The sequence below is a fragment of the Lonsdalea iberica genome (assembly GCF_002111585.1).
Taxonomy (GTDB): Bacteria; Pseudomonadota; Gammaproteobacteria; order Enterobacterales; family Enterobacteriaceae; genus Lonsdalea; species Lonsdalea iberica.
On sequence record NZ_LUTP01000100.1, the window covers coordinates 1 to 1,804 of the forward strand.

Annotated in this window: 1 pseudogene; it reads right to left on the bottom strand. The window is 64.3% G+C overall.

From position 1 onward, the window contains the following. A pseudogene (locus AU511_RS16795) lies at positions 1–1,804 on the bottom strand (DUF6531 domain-containing protein); the annotation flags it as partial.

The window sequence follows — 1,804 nt, forward strand, 5'->3', positions numbered from 1 at the left end:
CGCATCGGTGCGCGAGCGCAGCAGGTCGAACGCGCCGTAGCACTGACGCCACATCGCCCCGTTGCCGTCCACGTAGCTCAGCAGGTTTTTGTGACGGTCGTACTGACGCTGCTCCTCGCGCGCATCCGGGCGCAACAGCTGCTCCGGCAGGCGCCAGCTGGCCCGCCGATAGCCAAACTGATACGCCGCGCCGTCCGGGCGCAGCCACTGCACCACCCGGTCCTGCGGGTCATAGCGCAGGTGCTGCCTGCGGCCTTCCGCATCCGTGGCGCTCAGCAGGCGCTGGCGATGGTCGTACTGCAGTCGCGCCTGCACCTCGCCCGTTCGGTCGCTGACCTGGGTCAGCAGCCCGTAGCGGTTCCACGTAAAGTGCACTTCGCTGGCGTCAGGGCCGGTCAGCTGCACCGGGTCGCCCGCCGCGTCGTATTCCCACGCCCAGGTGCGGCCCAGCGGGTCCGTTACGCCGCACAGCCGCTCCTGCGCGTCATAGTCATAGGCCCACGCCTGGCCGCTGCCGTCGGTGAAGGTGCTGACCAGCCCGGTCTGCTCCAGATAGCTGAAGGCGGTGACGCGGCCCTGGGGCGAAATCTCCCGCAGCAGGTTGCCGTGTTCGTCATATTCGTAACGGGTCTCATGGCCCAGCGGCGAGCGCTGGTAGCTCATCAGCGACAGGTCGTTAAAGCCGTACTCGCTGCGATGCCCCTGACCGTCGGTCATGATGACGCGGTTAGGGTAATACTCGAACCGTCCGGTCAGAAAACCGTCGGCGCAGGTAGTGAAGACGCAGCGTCCCTGTTCGTCATACTCGTAACGCGCCCAGGTCTGGTCGTGGTCGTCCCAGCGCGTCAAACGGTTGGCCGCATCGTACTCATAATAGAGGTGGTACAGCTGGGTGGCGTCCGCCTCCATCAGGCGCCCCGTTCGTCCTGACGGTATAACGCCAGCTCGGTGTGCTGGGCGCCGTCGGTACGAATGAGCTGATGCACGAACTCGCCCTGCCACACCAGCCGTATCTGGATGCCGTCGCTGTGCCGTACCTGCTGCAGGCGACCCTGCCTGTCACGCAGCAGGGCGATGTGGTTGTCATGCGTGTCGCGGATTTCACTCAGCAGCCGCGCATCGCCTTGCACCACGCTGAACGCGCGCCAGGTCTGGCTGTCCCGATGCCACAGGCTGAAACCTTCGCCGCGGCGGTAGAGCGTAAAAGCGGGGTAGAGCGGGCAGAACACCGCCTGGATGTCCTGATGAAAGGTGAAATCGATGTCATAGCCCTGCGCCAGCGTGATGACGACATGGGTATTCAAACCCTCCTGACTGACCCGGGCGACTTCGCTCCAGCTGTCGTGCCAGCCGCGTCCCAGCAGCCCGGCATGCGACGAGGCGGAGCGGTAGGTCCGTTCGAACACCAACGGCAGCGTCTGTCCCAGCGCGATATCCTGCCGCGACTCAATCACGTCACCGCTGGCGATATACACTGGGTCTTTCAGGAACGCTCTTACCGACTCCTTGACGCGCGCCAGGCCTTTGCTATCACGAAAAGCGCGACTGGCGCACCCCGCGATGCGTTTTAACTCGCGAGCGGTCATCAACGCGCCGGCATACATGCCCCTGAGCGCGGCCCGGGGGTGGGTCAACAGTCTTCCCAAGCCTTTGAACAGGCCACGGCTCGGCGGCACCAAAAACTCCACCGCGATGAGCAGCCCTTTTTCCCACCAGCTGAATTCATCCTGAATATCCAGGCAGGTTTGCTGTCCCGCACCGAAATAGACGGTGGACGCCCCCTCTTTCAGGGTACCGCCGCATA